Source organism: Xanthomonas boreopolis, from assembly GCF_046529185.1.
Classification (GTDB): domain Bacteria; phylum Pseudomonadota; class Gammaproteobacteria; order Xanthomonadales; family Xanthomonadaceae; genus Pseudomonas_S; species Pseudomonas_S boreopolis.
In genome coordinates this window covers 813,969-830,179 of record NZ_CP097162.1, presented here as the reverse complement: position 1 = coordinate 830,179, position 16,211 = coordinate 813,969, and the positions used below count along the sequence as shown (strand labels likewise).

Here is a 16,211-nt window from a genome sequence, read left to right as displayed (position 1 = left end):
CGAGGATGTTCGCGACCTCCACCCTGACCGGCAGCAAGCCGGAACAATACGCGCAGCTGCTGGCGCAGGCGAAGGCACTGCTCCATGGCGAATCGGACCGCATCGCCAACGCCGCCAACCTCTCCGCACTGATCTTCCATGCCCTGCCCGCGCTGAACTGGGCCGGCTTCTACTTCTACGACGGCCGCGAGCTGGTGGTCGGCCCGTTCCAGGGCCTGCCGGCCTGCGTGCGCATCCCGCTCGACAAGGGCGTGTGCGGCGCGGCGGCGAGCACCCGCCGGACCCAGCGCGTGGCCGACGTCGACGCGTTCCCGGGCCATATCGCCTGCGATTCGGCCTCGCGCTCGGAGCTGGTGGTCCCGCTGGTCAAGGACGGTGCGCTGATCGGTGTGCTCGACCTGGACAGCCCGGAACTGGCGCGCTTCGACGAGGAAGACCAGCGCGGGCTGGAAGCCGTCGCGCAGGCGTTCGTCGACGCGCTGGCATGACCGAGCCGCTGCGCAACATCGGCCCGAAGAGCGCCGCCTGGCTGCGCCAGGTCGGCGTGCGCACGCAGGACGACCTGGCCGCGGTCGGGGCGGTCGGCGCGTTCCTGAGGGTGCGCCGGGCCGGCTTCAAGCCCAGCCTCAACCTGCTGTACTCGCTGGAAGGCGCGCTGGTCGGCTGCCATTGGCAACAGGTACCCCCTCCGCGCCGGCAGCAACTGCAGGCGGAACTGGAGCAGGCCATCGCCGAGCAACCCGCGCCGCGCGGGCGCCCGCTCGGCGGCGATGTCGTCACCGTGCACCGCCCGGGCGAGGAGAGCGAGAGCGATCCGCTGGCGGCGCTCGATGCGGAAGACGGGCGCGACACGCCCTAGCCTCGCCCCCCCTGTAGAGCGGAGCAAGCTCCGCTCTACGCGGTTCCCAGGCACGGGAACCGGCCTCAGCGCGGCTCGGCCGCGAACCTCAGCGCCGGCGCCAGCGAAGCGCCCAGCGTCTGCCCGTGGCTCAACCCCGGCAATTCCCGGTATTCCGCCTTCAGCCGTGCCGCCTGCAGGCGCTGGACCAGTTGGAGCCCCGCGTCTTGCGGCACGTTGCCGCGCCGCGCCTGCTGCTGCTTGAGCTGCGCCGGCGCGGTTGCGGCCGCGCCCGGCGGCGGACGCCGCCCCGGCGCATCGCCGCCGCTGCCGGCGATCACCAGCAGGTGCGGAGCCGACGCCTCCACGCCCGCCATGCCGCGCTCGGCTTCCTTCAGCACGAAACCCTCGCCCCACCACAGCGACGGATCGACCGCGACGTAGTTGTTGAACAACTGCGGGCGGGTGAACAGCGCATGCAGCACCAACAGCCCGCCGTAGGAATGCCCCCACAGCGTCTGCCGGTCGTGGTCGATGCGGACGCGCTGCTCGACCTGCGGCTTGATCGCCGTCTCGAACAGTTGCAGGAACGCATCGGCGCCGCCGCTGCGGCGCTCGGCCGCGACCTCGTCGAACTCGGGCGCGCCGTCGGCGCGGCGTGCGGGGGTGTAGTCGAACGCGCGCGCCTCCGGGTCGATGCGCAGGTCGCTGTCGTAGCCGATCATCACGATCGCCGGCGCCGAACCGCCCGCGGCCAGCGAGGCCAGCAGCGGCTCGTCCAGCTCCATCAGCGCGGCGTTGCCGTCCAGCAGGTAGGCGACCGGGTAGCCCTGCGCCGGTGCGGCGCGCTTGGGCACCGCGATGCGCACGCGGTAGCGGCGCGCGCCGTCCGCGGAAGCCAGGCGGAATTCCTCGAACCGGTACCATGCCGAGCCGGTGTCGGCCAGGGTCGTGCCCACCTTGCGCGACAGGTCCGGCTGCGCCTGCGCCGGCAGCACGCCGGCCAGCGCCAGGCCGAACCACAGCGCCAGGCGCCATGCCGTCTTGCTCATTCGTTCCTCCGTTGCGATGCGGCCGCTCGGCCGCATCGTCTGTCCACTACCGCGACAGCTTAGCCGCCGCGCCTCAGAAGCCGAAGTTCAGGCTGGCCCAGTAGGAACGGCCCGGCTCGTTGTAGGTCGCCGCGCCGGCGCTGCTGGCGCGGCTGCCCTCGCGGAAGATGCGCTTGTCGGCTAGGTTGTTGACGCCGAGGCCGAAGCTGATCTGCCGGGTGATGCGGTAGCGCGCGCTGGCGCCCCACAGCTGGTAGGCGCCCAGCGTGTCGCACGCGCCGAGGTCCTCGGTGCCGCACACCAGTTCGTTGTTGCGGTCGCGCGAGGCCTGCTCCTGCTTGCCGTAGAAGGTGCCGGTCAGCGCGAACGACAGCTTATCGGTCGCCTGCCAGTCCAGCGAGGTGTTGATCGTGTACTTCGGGATCACCGACAGCGGCTGGTCGGTCTCCTTGTTCTCATTCTCGATCATCCAGGTGAGGTTGGTGTTCCAGGTCAGCACGTTGCCGCGCTCGCCCAGCAGCGGCACGCTGACGTTGCCCTCCACGCCCTGCACGACCGCCTCGGAGGCGTTCACCCACTGGTAGACGTAGGCGCTGGCGGAGGTCTGGTAGTAGTCGCTGTAGCCGGCGACGATCTTGTTGTCGTAGTCGTTGTGGAAGTAGGTCAGCGAGGCGTGCCAGCCGTTGTCCGGCACCCACTCGACGCCGATCTCCTTGTTGATGCTGGTCTCCGGCTTCAAGTCGGCGTTGCCCTGGATGTAGCAGCCGCCCGAGCCGGTGTAGTAGTCGGGGCAGCCGTTGCCGCGGGTGTAGTACAGGTAGTTCGGGTTGGACTGGTACAGGTTCGGCGCCTTGAACGCGCGCGCCACGCCGCCCTTCAGCAGCCAGTCCGCGGCCAGCTTGTACTGTGCGTTGAGGCTGGGGCTGAAGTTGCTGCCGAACTGGCTGTGGTGGTCGTAGCGCACGCCCGGGGTCAGCGTCAGCCGCTCGCTCACGTAGATGTTGTCCTCGGCGAACACCGCGGCGGTCTGCGCGTCGGCCTTGCCGTCGCGGCTGCTGGAGTCGATGCCGCTGACGCCGGTGGCCGACTGCGACATCGAGTACGGGTCGTCCAGCTCGCTGTCGCGGTACTCGAAGCCGAACGTCCAGATGTTGTCCATGCCGCCGATCACCGAGGGCACGTTCAACTCGCCGTCGAGCACGTAGTCCTTCAGGTTGGAGGTGGTCCAGCTCGGCGAGGCGGCGATGGTGCCCTCCGGGCCGCCGGCCAGGCCCTCGCTGAGGCGGGTGTTGTCGGTGTCGTTGTAGGAGAAGGTCACGCGCGAGGTGCCGAAGTCCCACTTGCCGCGGTGGGTGATCGCCGCGTCGCGGCGGATCATCACGTTGGTCTCCGAGCCGATCAGCCGGTTCACCGAGGTGGTCGCGGAATTGAGGTACTCGCCGGCGTAGATGTTGCCCTGGCGGCTGAAGCCGGTCTCCAGCTCGACGGTCTGGGTCCCGCTCGGGTCCCAGCGCAGCAGGCCGTTGATGTCCTTGTTGCGCACGCCCTCGCGACCGGCCGCGGCGGTGCCGCTGCTGGAGTTAGCGCTGTTGATGTCGGCGGCGTCGGCGTCGGTCTTGTTGAGGTTGCCGTACAGGCGGAACGACCAGTCGCGCGCGAGCGGGCCGCTCAGAGTGAAGCCGGCGCGCTGGCTGCCGCCCTCGTCGCCGTGCTCGGGCACCAGGCCGTACAGCGTCATCGAGCCGGTCAGGTCGCCGGTCGGCTTCCTGGTGATGATGTTGATGACGCCGCCGGCGGCACCGGAGCCGTAGCGCGCCGCGGCCGGGCCGCGCAGGATCTCGATCCGCTCCACCGCCTCGGCCGGCACCCAGTTGGTGTCGCCGCGGCTGTTGCGCTCGCCGGCCACGCCCATGCGCACCGAGTCGCGCGAGCCGACGCGGCGGCCGTCGATCAGGATCAGGGTGTTCTCCGGGCCCATGCCGCGCAGGTCGATCTGGCGGTTGTTGCCGTAGGCGCCGGAGGCACTGTTGCCGGTCAGGTTGACGCCCGGCATCGTGCGCAGGATCTCGGACAGGTCGTTGGCCGGCGGGCGGCGCTCGATGTCCTCGCGGGTGATGACCGAGCTGCCCAACGCCTGCTTGGCGATCTGCTCGGCGGTGACGTGCACGGTGTCCAGCGTGGTCGCGTCGCCGGCCTCGTCGGCCGCGGCCGCGGCACTGAGGCCGCCGAGCAGCGCGGCAGACAAGGCCAGCGCCAGCGGACGCAGGGAGGGGCCAATGGAGGATCCGGAACGGATGCGCGATACCGGGCGGTCGACAACGGACATGGCAGAACCTCTCGTCAGGGCAGCAGGAATCACCTCTGGCGAAGGCTTGAGGCAGATCGGGGGGAGGCGCGACGCGCGGTCGCGGCAGGCGACGCACGTGCGTTACGTCGCATTCATCCACCCCATTGTGGCATGAATGCGAATTATTCTCAAAATCTGGATATATGGCCGCGCCCGGAAAGACCGTGGGAAATCCCGGTTTACCGCTCCCCACGGGTCACGCGGGCCGGCTGCGACCAAAGGGTCGCAGCCCACTTCCGCTAGGCCGCGATTCCGCCCAGTGGCGGCAGCGTCAGCAGTTCGCGCAGGTCGTCGACGACCGCGATCGCGCCGGACGCCGCCGGATCGAACCCGCGCAGGTAGCCGTAGCGCACCATCGCCAGCGGCATGCCGGCCGCGGTGGCCGCGGCGGCGTCGGTGGCCGAGTCGCCGACCATCAGGCAGCCCGCCACGGGCTGGTCGAACTGCGCCGCGAGGTGGCGCAGCGGTGCCGGGTCCGGCTTGCGCTGCGGCAGCGAATCGCCGCCGAGCAGCGCCGAGAAGCGGTCGCGCAGGCCGAGATGATCGAGCAGCGGCGCGACGAAGCGGATCGGCTTGTTGGTGCACACCGCCAGCGCGACGTCGCGCGCGCGCAACGCTTCCAACGTTTCGCGCACGCCCGGATAGGCATGCGGGCGATGCAGCAGGCATTCGCCATAGTGGCGCATCATGTCCGGCATGATCCGGTCGAGCGCATCCTCGCGTCCCTGCGCGCGCAACGCGGTCGCCAACAGCACCCGCACGCCTTCGCCAATCCAGCCCCGCACCGTCGCCTCCTCGACCGGCCGCAAGCCCCACTGTTCCAGCGTGAGATTCAGCGCCTCGGCGATATCGGACGCACTGTCCACCAGCGTGCCGTCGAGATCGAAGATCACCAGCGAGAAGAGTGGCATTGCGAGTCCAAAGAGTAGGAGAGTCCGCATTTTATGCCGCCAAGTACTCCTGCGGCGAAGAGAGGTGTTGGTGTTGCTCGTGATTTTGCTTTGAGCTTTTGACTTTGACTTACCGGGGCCTCTCCGAAGTGGCAGAGACGGCGGAAAAACCCGAAGGGCGACGTGCATGGATGCATGTCGTTTTTCGCCGTGACAGGATGTCGCGTCGAAGAATCCCGCTGGCTCCGCGGACCCGCAGCGCAGTTGCGGGCGCGCAGGCGGGGGGTGCTTGATCAGCCATGACCAGCCATTCGGCTGTTGTGAAGCGCTTCGGCTGCCGTGAAGCGCTTCTTTCGGTTACTTTTCTTTACGCGGCACATCCCTGTGCCGCCCCTTCGGGGGGCTTCGCCGTGCGGCGCCGCTCCTGCAGCGCGCGTGCACAAGCAAGGAAAAGTGACTCGCCGAAAGGCGAAAGCTTTCGCCTTTATTGCCAGAGGCCCAAAAAGCAAAAGCAAAGTCCCTGGATGATCAGCCGTTAGGCTGCTGAACAGCGCTTCTCGTCTTCGCGGAAATGACGACAGAGAGATAGCGTTGGTCGGATACGGAATGGGAAAGACACTGGGTCCCCGCCTGCGCGGGGACGACGGTAGAAGGATAACGTGGGTCGGGTAGAGGGCGGAAAATTCCCTGGATGATCAGTCGTTCGGCTGCTGAAAAGCGCCTCCCGCCTTCGCGGGATAGAGGGATGGTGTTAAGTAGTGGGATCGCGTGATCCAGACAGACAGAACGTCAACGACTGGGTCACTGCCTTCGCGGGGACGACGGTAGAAATATCAACTCAAGCGGCGAAACAGCGGCAATCGAACCCGTCAAACAAACGGCCCTCCGTCCTCCAGCCATACCTCCTAGTCAAACAACCGCTCCTGCACCACCTCCTCGCCCCCATCCCCGAAGAACCCACCCAACCCGACCCCCACCAACCGATACCGCGTCTGCTCCGGCAAATCCACCCGCCCGAGCAGCGCCTGCGCGATCCGCACGAACTCCTCCATCGACTGCGGCGGCCGCTCCGGCGTATGGCTCCGCGTGAGGATGCGGAACGCCGACGTCTTCAACTTCAGCACCACCGTCCGTCCCGGCCTGCCGGCACGGCGCGCCGCGTTCCAGGTCCGCTCGCCGAGCCGCGCGACGTGCGGCGCCAGCGCGTCCAGCGGCAAGTCTTCCGCGAAGGTGTCCTCGGACGAGACCTGCTGCACCTCCTGGTGCGGCTGCACCGGCCGCTCGTCGATGCCCCGCGCGCGGTTGTACAGCCCTTGCCCGAAGCTGCCGAAATGCGCCTGCAACTCCTCCAGCGGCCGTTCGCGCAGCTCGCCGACCGTGGTGATCCCCAGCTTGGCCAGCTTGCCTTCCATGACCTTGCCGACGCCGTGGATGCGGCCGACCGGCAACGGCGTCAGGAACGATTCCACCCGCGAGGGCGGGATCACGAACTGGCCGTTGGGCTTGCGCCAGTCGGAGGCGATCTTGGCCAGGAACTTGTTGGGCGCGATCCCCGCCGAGGCGGTCAGCGAGGTCTCCTCGAAGATCTGGGTCCGGATCACCCGTGCGATCTCGGTCGCCACCGCCATGCCGCTCTTGGCCTCGGTCACGTCGAGATAGGCCTCGTCCAGCGACAACGGTTCGACCAGGTCGGTATGCCGGTGGAAGATCTCGCGCACCTGCCGCGACACCGCCTTGTAGCGGGGAAAATCCGGCGGCACGAAGATCGCGTCCGGGCACAGCCGCTCGGCGCGCACCGCCGGCATCGCCGAGCGCACGCCGTACTTGCGCGCCTCGTAGGAGGCCGCGCACACCACCGAGCGCGCGCCGCGCCAGGCCACCACCACCGGCTTGCCGCGCAGCGACGGATCGTCACGCTGTTCCACGGACGCGTAGAACGCGTCCATGTCGACGTGGATGATCTTGCGCATCGGGAAACGAACCTGCGGCGGCGTATGTCCGCCGCGCATCTTACGCCAGCGCGCTGGCGGGACATGAAACCGCCTGCCGCCCCGCGGCAAACGGCCGCCGCACGCCCGCGTACGCTACGCCGCGGTACGGATAAAACGTTTGATTGAACGATGGCGCCTCATGCACGCTGCGCGACTTCGACTCCCGTCATCCGCAGGATTGATCATGAATCGCCCCCATGCGTACTCGCGCGAAGCGCTGCTGGCCAGCGCGCGCGGCGAGCTGTTCGGCCCGGGGTTCGGCCGCCTGCCGAACGATCCGATGCTGATGTTCGACCGCATCACCGACATTCGCGAGGACGGCGGCACGCGCGGCAAGGGCCACGTGCACGCGGAACTGGATATCCGCCCGGACCTGTGGTTCTTCGGCTGCCACTTCATCGGCGACCCGGTGATGCCCGGTTGCCTGGGCCTGGATGCGATGTGGCAGCTCACCGGCTTCTTCCTGACCTGGCTCGGCGTGCCCGGCAAGGGCCGCGCGCTCGGCTGCGGCGAGGTCAAGTTCACCGGGCAGGTGCTGCCTGACGCGAAACTGGTGCGCTACGAGGTGGACATCGCCCGGGTGATCAACCGCAAGCTGGCGATGGCGCAGGCCGATGCGCGCATGCTCGTCGACGGCCGCGAGATCTACGTCGCCAAGGACCTGCGCGTGGGCATGTTCGGCTCGACGGAGGCGTTCTGATGCGCCGTGTCGTCGTCACCGGGATGGGCATCGCCAGCTGCCTGGGCCACGATCCGGACAGCGTGTCGCAGGCGCTGCGCGAGGGCCGTTCCGGCATCCGGTTCCTGCCCGACCACGCCGAGATGGGCCTGCGCAGCCAGGTCGGCGGCCGCGTCGAACTCGACCTGGACACGTTGATCGACCGCAAGCTCAAGCGCTTCATGGGCGACGCCGCGGCCTACGCCTACCTGGCGCTGCGCGACGCAATCGCCGATGCGGGGCTGGCTGAGGCGACGATCGGCGATCCGCGCACCGGCCTGATCGCCGGCTCCTGCGGCGGCTCCGGCCAATGGCAGGTGGAAGCGGCCGACCTGCTGCGCGCGCGCGGCGTGCGCAAGATCGGCCCCTACATGGTGCCGCGCACGATGTGCTCGACGGTGTCGGCGGCGTTGTCCACGGCGTTCGGCATCCATGGCGTGAGCTATTCGATCGCGGCGGCCTGCGCGACCTCCGCGCATTGCATCGGCGCGGCGGCCGACCTGATCCGCCACGGCGCGCAGGACGTGATGTTCGCCGGCGGCGGCGAGGAACTGCACTGGACCACCACGGCGATGTTCGATGCCATGGGCGCGGTGAGCACCGGCTCCAACGATCGCCCTGGCGCGGCCTCGCGCCCCTACGACACCGAGCGCGACGGCTTCGTGATCGGTTCGGGCGGCGGCATGCTGGTACTGGAGGAATACGAACACGCCAGGGCACGCGGCGCGCGCATCCATGCCGAGCTGGTCGGCTACGGCGTGACCTCCGACGGCGCCGACATGGTCGCGCCTTCGGGCGAAGGCGCGGTGCGCTGCATGCGCCAGGCGATGCGGGGCGTGCAGCGCCCGATCGACTACCTCAACACCCACGGCACCTCCACGCCGCTGGGCGACATCACCGAGCTGCAGGCGGTGCGCGAAGCGTTCGGCGACTCGGTGCCGCCGCTGTCCTCGACCAAGGCCCTGTCCGGCCACTCGCTGGGCGTGGCGAGCGTGCACGAGGCGATCTTCTGCCTGCTGATGCTGCGCGACGGCTTCATCGCCGGCTCGGCCAACATCGACCGGCTCGACCCGCGCGCGGAAGGCTTCCCGATCGTGCGCGAAAGCCGCGAGGCGAAGCTGGACACGGTGATGTCCAACAGCTTCGGCTTCGGCGGCACCAACGCGACCCTGGTCTTCGGGCGGGTGTGAGGCCGGGCGATCGCGGGCAGGCCCGCGGCCGCCCTATGCCATGCCGTTGTGCCGCAGCAGCGCGTCGATCTTCGGCGCGCGGCCGCGGAAGGCCCGGAAGTTCTCGGCGGCGCTGCGGCTGCCGCCGCGCGCCAGCACCTCGTGGCGGAAGCGCGCGCCGGTCTCGGCGAGCCTGCCCGGCGCCTCCTCGAAGGCGGCATAGGCGTCGGCGCTGAGCACTTCGGCCCATTTGTAGCTGTAATAACCGGCCGCATAACCGCCGGCGAAGATGTGGCTGAACTGGTGCGGGAAGCGCGCCCAGGCCGGCGGCAGGTTCACCGCCACTTCGGCGCGCACGCGCTCGAGCAACCGCATCACGTCGTCCTGCGCCGGATCGAAACCGTGGTGCAGCTGCATGTCGAACAGCCCGAACTCGAGCTGGCGCACGGTGAACATGCCACTCTGGAAGTTGCGCGCGGCCAGCATGCGCTCGAACAGGTTGCGCGGCAGCGGCGCGCCGGTCTCGACGTGCGCGGTCATCGCCTGCACGCGCTCCCACTCCCAGCAGAAGTTCTCCATGAACTGGCTGGGCAGCTCCACCGCGTCCCACTCCACGCCGTTGATGCCGGCCACGCCCAGTTCGCCGACGCGGGTCAGCAACTGGTGCAGGCCGTGGCCCATCTCGTGGAACAGGGTGATCACTTCCTGGTGGCGGAAGGTGGCCGGCCGGCCGTCGCTGCCGCGACCGAAGTTGCACACCAGGTAGACCAGCGGCGTCTGCACGCCGCCGGCCTTGTCGCGGCGGTTGCGGCAATCGTCCATCCAGGCGCCGCCGCGCTTGCCTTCGCGCGCGTACAGGTCGAGGTAGAACTGCCCGACCAGCCGGCCGTCGCCATCCACCAGCCGGTAGAAGCGCACGTCCGGGTGCCAGACCGGCGCCTGGTCGTGCTCCGCGCGCAGGCCGTACAGCGCGTGGATCACGTCGAACAGGCCGGCCAGCACCTTCGGCTCGGTGAAGTACTGCTTCACCTCCTGCTCGGAGAAGCTGTAGCGCGCCTGCTTGAGCTTCTCGCTGGCATAGGCGATGTCCCAGGCCTCCAGCGTGTCCAGGCCGAGTTCGTCGCGCGCGAACGCCTCCAGCTCGGCGCGATCGCGCTGCGCGTACGGCTTGGCGCGGGCGGCCAGGTCGCGCAGGAAGCCCAGCACCTGCGCCGGGCTTTCCGCCATCTTGGTCGCGACCGAATACTCGGCGTAGCTCGCGAAGCCCAGCAGCGCGGCCAGTTCGGCGCGAAGCGCGAGGATGCGGGCGATGTTGCTGCTGTTGTCGAGCGCGGGGTCGTCGCCCTGGTCCGAGGCGCGCACCGCGCTCGCGCGATAGACGCGCTCGCGCAAGACGCGGTCGTCGGCATAGCTGAGCACCGGCAGGTAGCTCGGCGCCTGCAGGGTGAACTTCCAGCCCGGCATGCCGTCCTTCTCGGCGGCGGCGCGCGCCGCGGCGACCACCTCGGCCGGCAGCCCCGCCAGCTCCGCCTCGCCATCGGCGCCCGCGGCATCCGCGTGCGGGGGCGTGCGCCGCTCTTGCGAGGGACTCACCACATACGACCAGGCGTCGGTGGCGTCGAGCACGTTCTGCGAGAACTTCGCCGACAGCGCCGACAGTTCCTCCTGGATCCGCGCGAAGCGCGCCTTGTCGGCCTCGCCCAGTTCGGCGCCGCCGAGGCGGAAATCGCGCAGCGCGTTCTCCACCACCTTGCGGCGCGCATCGTCGTAGCGTTCCCATTCGGGCGACTCGCCCAGCCGCTTGTATTGCGCGTACAGCGCCAGGTTCTGGCCCAGCGCGCTGCCGAAGCGGCTGATCTTGGGCAGGTTGGCGTTGTAGGCCTCGCGCAGCTCGGGCGTGTTCGCCACCGCCTGCAGGTGCGCGACCTGGCCCCAGGCGCGGTACAGCCGCTCGGTGGCGTCGTCCAGCGGCACCACGAAGCCGTCCCAGGTCACCGGCGCGACGGTCTCGGCGCGCTCGACCGCCGCCTCGGCCTCGGCCAGCAGGTGGTCGATCGCCGGGCCGATGTGTTCGGGGCGGATCTCGTCGAAGCGCGGCAGGCCGGAGAAATCGAGCAGGGGGTTGGTCATGGCGGTCTCGGGGGAATCGGTCGATACGGAGTTATGAAATCGTCATTCCCGCAAAAGCGGGAATCCAAGGACGTTAGCTTTTATGCGGTGAGAGAAAAATCCTTGGATTCCCGCTTTCGCGGGAATGACGAAAAAACGCAAAACGTGTAGGAGCTGCCTGGAAATCGTGACCACCTTATTCCAGCGCGGCACAAGCCAGCGCCGGCAGTTCGCCGCCGGCCACCGCGGCGGCGATGGCCGCATCACTGCGTTCCACGTCGATGCCGCGCGGCCCGTACCACGCCGGGTCGTAGTAGCTGTGCGCGTAGCGCTCGCCGCTGTCGCACAGGATGGTGACGATCGAGCCGCGCCGGCCCTCGTCGCGCATGCGCGCGGCCGCGTGCAGCACGCCGACGAAGTTGGTGCCGGTCGAGCCGCCCACGCGCCGGCCGAGCGTGGCGCTGACATGGCGCATCGCCGCCAGCGACAGGTCGTCGGGCACCTTGACCATCGCATCCACGCAGCTGGGGATGAAGCTGCGCTCCACGCGCGGCCGGCCGATGCCCTCGATCCGCGAACCGCCGGTGATCGCCAGGCCCGCGTCGTCCTCGCCGGCCAGCGCGCGGCGATAGCCGTCGAAGAACACCGACACTTCCGGGTCGGCGCACAGGATGCGGGTGTCGTGGCGGCGATAGCGCACGTAGCGCCCGAGCGTGGCGGCGGTGCCGCCGGTGCCGGGGCTGCAGACGATCCAGGCCGGGACCGGGTGCGGCTCCTCGGCCATCTGCTTGAAGATGGATTCGGCGATGTTGTTGTTGGCGCGCCAGTCCGTGGCCCGCTCGGCGTAGGTGAACTGGTCCATGAAATGGCCGCCGGTCTCGCGCGCGAGCTGCTCGGAATCCGCGTTCAGGTCGCAGGCGCGCTCGACCAGGTGGCAGCGCCCGCCCTGGAATTCGATCGCCGCGATCTTCTCCGGCGAGGTGCTGGCCGGCATCACCGCGATGAACGGCAGGCCGAGCAGGCGCGCGAAGTACGCCTCCGATACCGCGGTCGAGCCGCTGGACGCCTCGATCACCGGCCGCCCCTCGCGCAGCCAGCCGTTGGCCAGCGCGTACAGGAACAGCGAGCGGGCCAGCCGGTGCTTGAGGCTGCCGGTCGGATGGCTGGACTCGTCCTTGAAATACAGGTCGATGCCAGGATAGCCCGGCAGCTCCATCGGGATCAGGTGGGTATCGGCGGACCGGTTGAAGTCGGCCTCGATCTTCTGGATGGCGTTGGCCACCCACTGGCGTTGCGACATGGGGAGCGGAAGCAGCGGGAACCCGGCGATTCTACGCCCGGCCGCCGGCTCCGGCCGCTCGCCGGCACGGTGCTATCCTTGGCGCGTTCAGTCCTCCGGACCCCGCGTGGCCCCGATCCTGCTCCGCCTGCTGCTGTGCCTGTGCCTGGTCGCCAACACGACCGCTGGCGCCTGGGCGGCGACCGGCATGGCGATGCCGCCCCCGGCCGAGGCCCCCGGCGCGCCCTGCCACGATGCGGCGATGCCCGGCATGGCCGCGATGGCCGACGACCACGCCCCGGCCGCCCCGCACCAGGCCGCCGGCCAGAAGCACGACAGCTGCTGCAAGAGCGGCAGTTGCGACTGCCTGCAGCATTGCAGCGCCACGCTGGCGCTGCCTGCATCGATCCGCCTGCCGGCCGCCAGCGCCTCGCAGCCGAGCTGGGTGCTGCACGATCGCCACGGCGATCCGGCCCCGTACCGCCCGATCCGGCCTCCCATCGCCTGACATGCGCGCCTTCTCCCCGCCGGGGAGAAGCGCCTGCCCCGCGAAGGCGGGCTGTCCCGGCGGGGTCGATGAGGGTACGGGCGACGCCCCGGACCCCCACCCCCATCCTCTCCCGCGGGGAGAGGGGCTTTGAAGACCAACGTCGACCTGCGCCGCCATCGGCGCGCGGGTCATGGAGCACACCATGTCATTCGATTCCTTCGAGCGCCCCGCCCTGGGCCGGCGCCGTTTCGTGCAAGGGCTGGCGCTGGGCGGCGTCGCCCTGGGCACCGGGCTGTGGCGCCCGCCCGCCTTCGCTGCCAGCCATGCCGCCACCGTACCCGTGCTGCGCGCGACCGACCTGGCCCTCAGCATCGGCCAGTCCGCGGTGAACTTCACCGGCCGCGCGCGCCCGGCCATCACCGTCAACGGCTCGCTGCCCGCGCCCACGCTGCGCTGGCGCGAAGGCGAGACCGTCGACATCCGCGTCGCCAACACCCTGCGCGATGCGCACAGTTCCATCCATTGGCACGGCATCCTGCTGCCCGCCAACATGGACGGCGTACCGGGACTGAGCTTCGACGGCATCGCGCCGGGCGAGGCTTACCGATACCGCTTCCAGCTGCGCCAATCGGGCACCTACTGGTACCACAGCCATTCGATGTTCCAGGAGCAGGCCGGGCTGTACGGCGCGCTGATCATCGACCCGATCGAACCGCCGCCGTACCGGTTCGACCGCGAACACGTGCTGCTGCTGTCGGACTGGACCGACCTCGACCCCGCCGCGCTGTTCCGCCGGCTGAAGAAAATGCCGACCTACGACAACACCTACCAGCGCACCGTGGGCGACTTCCTGCGCGACGCGCGCGAGGACGGCCTGCGCGCCACGCTGGCCGACCGCGGCATGTGGGGGCGGACGCGCATGACCCCGACCGACCTTTCCGACGTCAACGCGAACACCTACACCTACCTGCTCAACGGCACCGCGCCGGCCGGCAACTGGACCGGCCTGTTCCGCCCCGGCGAGAAGGTGCTGCTGCGCCTGATCAACGGCTCGGCGATGACCTACTTCGACGTGCGCATCCCCGGCCTGAAGATGACCGTGGTCGCCGCCGACGGCCAGTACGTGCACCCGGTGACGGTGGACGAACTGCGCATCGCCACCGCCGAGACCTACGACGTCATCGTCGAGCCCGCCGGCCAGGACGCCTTCACGATCTACGCGCAGGACATGGGCCGCACCGGCCATGCGCGCGGCACCCTGGCGGTGCGCCATGGACTGCAAGCGCCGGTGCCGGCGAACGACCCGCGTCCGCTGCTGACGATGCAGGACATGGGCCACGACATGGCGCACGCCGGCCATGGCATGGCCGCGATGAAGGGCATGGAGGGCGGCTGCGGGGCGAACATGGGCATGGACCATGCCGCGCATGCGATGCCGGCGGCGAAGGCGCCGCGCCATCCTGCCAGCGAGGACCGCAACCCGCTGGTCGACATGCGCAGCAGCGCGACCTCGCCGCGCCTGGACGATCCCGGCATCGGCCTGCGCGATACCGGCCGCCGCGCGCTCGCCTATGCCGACCTGCACAGCCTATTCGACGACCCGGACGGCCGCGATCCCGGCCGCGAGATCGAATTGCACCTGACCGGGCACATGGAGAAGTTCGCCTGGTCGTTCGACGGCATCCCGTTCGCCGGCGCCGAGCCGTTGCGGCTGAACTACGGCGAGCGCATGCGCATCGTGCTGGTCAACGACACGATGATGTCGCACCCGATCCACCTGCACGGGCTGTGGAGCGACCTGGAGGATGCCGATGGCGCCTTCCAGGTCCGCAAGCACACCGTCGACATCCCGCCCGGCACCCGCCGCAGCTACCGCGTGCGCGCCGACGCACTCGGGCGCTGGGCCTACCACTGCCACCTGCTCTACCACATGGAGTCGGGCATGATGCGCGAGGTGCGCGTGGAGGAACGCGCATGAAGACCCGCGCACTCGCCACCGCCCTGCTCGCCTCCCTGGCGATCCCCGCATTCGCCCAGCAGCACGACCAGCACCGGCACGACCACGCGGCGATGCGACCGCAGGCCAACGCCGGCGACGCCGGACACCCCATGCCCGCACCGGACGCGGAACACGATCCATCGCAGCATGTCGCGACGGATCATGGCGCGATGAACCACGACGGCATGGACCACGCTTCCGCCACGCCGCGCGAGCCGATCCCGGCCGTGACCGACGCCGACCGCGCCGCCGCCTTCCCTGCGCTGCAGGCGCATGCCGGCCACGCCCCCGGCCTCAACAGCTACGTGCTGGTCGACCGCCTGGAGGGGTGGAATCGCGATGCCGGCAGCGGCCAGGCCTGGGAAGCCAGCGCCTGGATCGGCGGCGACATCGACCGGCTCTGGCTGCGCAGCGAGGGCGAACGCGACAGCGGACGCACCCACGCCTCGGAGCTGGAAGCGCTCTACGGCCATGCGATCTCGCCGTGGTGGGACCTGCTCGCCGGCGTCCGCCAGCAGTTCCGCCCCGAGGGCAGCACCTGGGCGGCCCTCGGCGTGCAGGGCATGGCGCCCTACAAGTTCGAGGTCGCGGCCACCCTCTACTTCGGCAACGGCGGCGACGGCCTGCTGAAACTGGAAGGCGAATACGACGTACTGCTCACCAACCGCCTGATCCTGCAGCCGCGGCTGGAAACCACCTTCGCCCTGGCCGGCGATGCCGGACGCAACGGCGGCGACGTCCTCGAAGCCGGCGTGCGCCTGCGCTACGAAATCGCCCGCCGCTTTGCCCCCTACATCGGCTGGGAACACGAACGCCGCTTCGGCGGCAGCGCCGATGCCGCCCGCGAACACGGCGAATCCCTGCGCGACAGCCGTTTCGTCGCCGGCATACGGGTCTGGTTCTAGGCGATGTGGCGAAGCCAAGGCCATTGCAGTTGGTCGTGACTTTGCTTTGGATTGGGTAACACCTCCTCGGCGGCGGCGCGCCAACCTCCATGGCCTGCGAATGCCACTGCGGCGCACACTCCGCAGAGCGCCGGCCGTTCCCTTCTCCCGTACACGGAGAAGGTGCCCCACAGGGGCGGATGAGGGTGCGGGCGAGGCCTCGGCAGCTGAACCTTGCGAAGGCTTCAGCCCCGCACCCTCACCCCAACCCCTCTCCCGCACGCGGGAGAGGGGCTCGTTCTCGAGCTTTGCCGAGTCCCCAGTCGCTAAACCGAGTCCCGGCCTCTGCAGAGCGCCGGCCGTTCCCTTCTCCCGTACACGGGAGAAGGTGCCCCGCAGGGGCGGATGAGGGTACGGGCGAAGCCTCGGGCAGCTGAACCTTGCG

General features: G+C 69.6%; 13 protein-coding genes. 7 read left to right on the top strand and 6 right to left on the bottom strand.

All coding sequences use genetic code 11. The annotated features are described in order from the left end of the window. Nucleotides 1–5 precede the first annotated feature (5 nt). Together M3M27_RS03790 and M3M27_RS03785 are read left to right on the top strand one after the other, a co-directional pair. The gene (locus tag M3M27_RS03790; protein ID WP_140727080.1) at nucleotides 6–488 is read left to right on the top strand and encodes a GAF domain-containing protein; all 483 of its coding nucleotides are present in this window, start codon (nucleotides 6–8) and stop codon (nucleotides 486–488) included. Beyond that, entirely contained in the window at nucleotides 485–859 is a 375-nt protein-coding gene (locus M3M27_RS03785; protein WP_434027202.1) for a TfoX/Sxy family protein, read from the top strand. The genes M3M27_RS03790 and M3M27_RS03785 overlap by 4 nt, the downstream gene beginning before the upstream one ends. Nucleotides 860–924: 65 nt before the next feature. On the opposite strand, the gene M3M27_RS03780 is transcribed toward M3M27_RS03785, so the two are convergent. From M3M27_RS03780 to dinB, 4 genes are all read right to left on the bottom strand, one after another. Further along, entirely contained in the window at nucleotides 925–1,890 is a 966-nt protein-coding gene (locus M3M27_RS03780) for an alpha/beta hydrolase (protein ID WP_434027201.1), read from the bottom strand. Between the two features lie 73 nt (nucleotides 1,891–1,963). Continuing rightward, entirely contained in the window at nucleotides 1,964–4,216 is a 2,253-nt protein-coding gene (locus tag M3M27_RS03775; RefSeq protein WP_434027200.1) for a TonB-dependent siderophore receptor, read from the bottom strand. Between the two features lie 260 nt (nucleotides 4,217–4,476). Further along, a complete protein-coding gene (gene gph, locus M3M27_RS03770; protein ID WP_434027199.1) occupies nucleotides 4,477–5,148 on the bottom strand; it encodes a phosphoglycolate phosphatase in 672 nt (223 codons plus the stop codon). An 884-nt stretch (nucleotides 5,149–6,032) separates the two neighbouring features. Continuing rightward, nucleotides 6,033–7,097: a DNA polymerase IV gene (dinB, locus tag M3M27_RS03765; protein ID WP_434027198.1), complete on the bottom strand. Its 1,065-nt coding sequence runs from the start codon at nucleotides 7,095–7,097 to the stop codon at nucleotides 6,033–6,035. A gap of 205 nt (nucleotides 7,098–7,302) precedes the next feature. Here dinB and fabA point away from each other — a divergent pair, with 205 nt between their 5' ends. Together fabA and fabB are read left to right on the top strand one after the other, a co-directional pair. Then, complete coding sequence (gene fabA, locus M3M27_RS03760) at nucleotides 7,303–7,818, top strand: 3-hydroxyacyl-[acyl-carrier-protein] dehydratase FabA (RefSeq protein WP_434027197.1); 516 nt, start codon at nucleotides 7,303–7,305, stop codon at nucleotides 7,816–7,818. Continuing rightward, nucleotides 7,818–9,026: a beta-ketoacyl-ACP synthase I gene (fabB, locus tag M3M27_RS03755; protein ID WP_434027196.1), complete on the top strand. Its 1,209-nt coding sequence runs from the start codon at nucleotides 7,818–7,820 to the stop codon at nucleotides 9,024–9,026. Before fabA ends, fabB begins: the two co-directional genes overlap by 1 nt. Before the next feature lie 33 nt (nucleotides 9,027–9,059). On the opposite strand, the gene M3M27_RS03750 is transcribed toward fabB, so the two are convergent. Continuing rightward, nucleotides 9,060–11,135: a M3 family metallopeptidase gene (locus M3M27_RS03750; protein ID WP_434027195.1), complete on the bottom strand. Its 2,076-nt coding sequence runs from the start codon at nucleotides 11,133–11,135 to the stop codon at nucleotides 9,060–9,062. 175 nt (nucleotides 11,136–11,310) lie between these two features. Next, nucleotides 11,311–12,414 carry a PLP-dependent cysteine synthase family protein gene (locus M3M27_RS03745; RefSeq protein WP_434027194.1) on the bottom strand — a complete coding sequence of 368 codons (1,104 nt, stop codon included), beginning with the start codon at nucleotides 12,412–12,414 and terminating at the stop codon, nucleotides 11,311–11,313. A 106-nt stretch (nucleotides 12,415–12,520) separates the two neighbouring features. On the opposite strand from M3M27_RS03745, the gene M3M27_RS03740 reads away from it, so the two are divergent. The 3 genes from M3M27_RS03740 to M3M27_RS03730 all read left to right on the top strand — a co-directional run bounded on the left by M3M27_RS03740 (nucleotide 12,521) and on the right by M3M27_RS03730 (nucleotide 15,787). Further along, nucleotides 12,521–12,901 carry a CopL family metal-binding regulatory protein gene (locus M3M27_RS03740; protein ID WP_140727125.1) on the top strand — a complete coding sequence of 127 codons (381 nt, stop codon included), beginning with the start codon at nucleotides 12,521–12,523 and terminating at the stop codon, nucleotides 12,899–12,901. Nucleotides 12,902–13,085: 184 nt separating this feature from the next. After that, nucleotides 13,086–14,861: a copper resistance system multicopper oxidase gene (locus tag M3M27_RS03735; protein ID WP_434027193.1), complete on the top strand. Its 1,776-nt coding sequence runs from the start codon at nucleotides 13,086–13,088 to the stop codon at nucleotides 14,859–14,861. After that, a complete protein-coding gene (locus tag M3M27_RS03730) occupies nucleotides 14,858–15,787 on the top strand; it encodes a copper resistance protein B (RefSeq protein ID WP_434027192.1) in 930 nt (309 codons plus the stop codon). The genes M3M27_RS03735 and M3M27_RS03730 overlap by 4 nt, the downstream gene beginning before the upstream one ends. Nucleotides 15,788–16,211 lie beyond the last annotated feature (424 nt).

What these genes read in the sequence shown, in the direction of transcription:
- M3M27_RS03790 (WP_140727080.1), top strand. Translation starts at nt 6, where the DNA reads ATGTTCGCGACCTCCACCCTGACCGGCAGCAAGCCGGAACAATACGCG.
- M3M27_RS03785 (WP_434027202.1), top strand. Translation starts at nt 485, where the DNA reads ATGACCGAGCCGCTGCGCAACATCGGCCCGAAGAGCGCCGCCTGGCTG.
- M3M27_RS03780 (WP_434027201.1), bottom strand. Translation starts at nt 1,890, where the DNA reads ATGAGCAAGACGGCATGGCGCCTGGCGCTGTGGTTCGGCCTGGCGCTG.
- M3M27_RS03775 (WP_434027200.1), bottom strand. Translation starts at nt 4,216, where the DNA reads ATGTCCGTTGTCGACCGCCCGGTATCGCGCATCCGTTCCGGATCCTCC.
- gph (WP_434027199.1), bottom strand. Translation starts at nt 5,148, where the DNA reads ATGCCACTCTTCTCGCTGGTGATCTTCGATCTCGACGGCACGCTGGTG.
- dinB (WP_434027198.1), bottom strand. Translation starts at nt 7,097, where the DNA reads ATGCGCAAGATCATCCACGTCGACATGGACGCGTTCTACGCGTCCGTG.
- fabA (WP_434027197.1), top strand. Translation starts at nt 7,303, where the DNA reads ATGAATCGCCCCCATGCGTACTCGCGCGAAGCGCTGCTGGCCAGCGCG.
- fabB (WP_434027196.1), top strand. Translation starts at nt 7,818, where the DNA reads ATGCGCCGTGTCGTCGTCACCGGGATGGGCATCGCCAGCTGCCTGGGC.
- M3M27_RS03750 (WP_434027195.1), bottom strand. Translation starts at nt 11,135, where the DNA reads ATGACCAACCCCCTGCTCGATTTCTCCGGCCTGCCGCGCTTCGACGAG.
- M3M27_RS03745 (WP_434027194.1), bottom strand. Translation starts at nt 12,414, where the DNA reads ATGTCGCAACGCCAGTGGGTGGCCAACGCCATCCAGAAGATCGAGGCC.
- M3M27_RS03735 (WP_434027193.1), top strand. Translation starts at nt 13,086, where the DNA reads ATGTCATTCGATTCCTTCGAGCGCCCCGCCCTGGGCCGGCGCCGTTTC.
- M3M27_RS03730 (WP_434027192.1), top strand. Translation starts at nt 14,858, where the DNA reads ATGAAGACCCGCGCACTCGCCACCGCCCTGCTCGCCTCCCTGGCGATC.